This window comes from Paracoccus haeundaensis (assembly GCF_006239215.1).
Taxonomy (GTDB): Bacteria; Pseudomonadota; Alphaproteobacteria; order Rhodobacterales; family Rhodobacteraceae; genus Paracoccus; species Paracoccus marcusii.
Genome location: NZ_VDDC01000123.1, coordinates 1 through 573, shown reverse-complemented (window position 1 = coordinate 573; position 573 = coordinate 1). Strand labels below are relative to the sequence as shown.

General features: G+C 64.0%; 1 pseudogene. It reads left to right on the top strand.

Annotated elements, in window-relative coordinates:
• Positions 1-573 (top strand): annotated as a pseudogene (locus tag FHD67_RS20285) (transposase family protein); the annotation flags it as partial.

Sequence of the window (573 nt, the reverse complement as noted above, 5' to 3'; positions counted from 1 at the left end):
TGGCGCAAGGAGTTCGGTGGGCTGAAAACCGACCAAGTGAAGCGATTGAAGGAGCTGGAGAAGGAGAATGAGCGGCTGCGGAAGGCCGTCTCTGACTTGACGCTCGAGAAGCTCATCCTTCGGGGTGAGGCCCATGGGCCGAACGCATCGGGAAACTTCTGAGCCCTGCCCGCCGCCGTGCTTGCATCGAGCATGTCAGGCAGAAGTTCCGGATCTCGGAACGGCTCGCCTGTCGCGTGCTCGGGCAGCATCGCTCGACACAGCGGAAAGTGCCGAGCGGACGGACCGATGAAAACGTCCTGACGGCCGACATCATCGCGCTCGCCTCGCAATATGGGCGCTACGGATACCGCCGGAGTTGCCGGTGGTTGCGCCACTGGTCCGAGCGACCACCGGCGACGCCCTTCTGCGCGAGGCCGGTTGGGCGGTGAACGTGAAACGGGTCGAGAGGTCGGACGCATGCGTCCGACGGCGGCGGGAGGGGCTGAAGGTGCCTCAAAAGCAACCAAAGAAGGGTCGGCTCTGGCTGAACGACGGGTCATGCATCCGTCTGCGGCCAGAGCGTTCGAACCA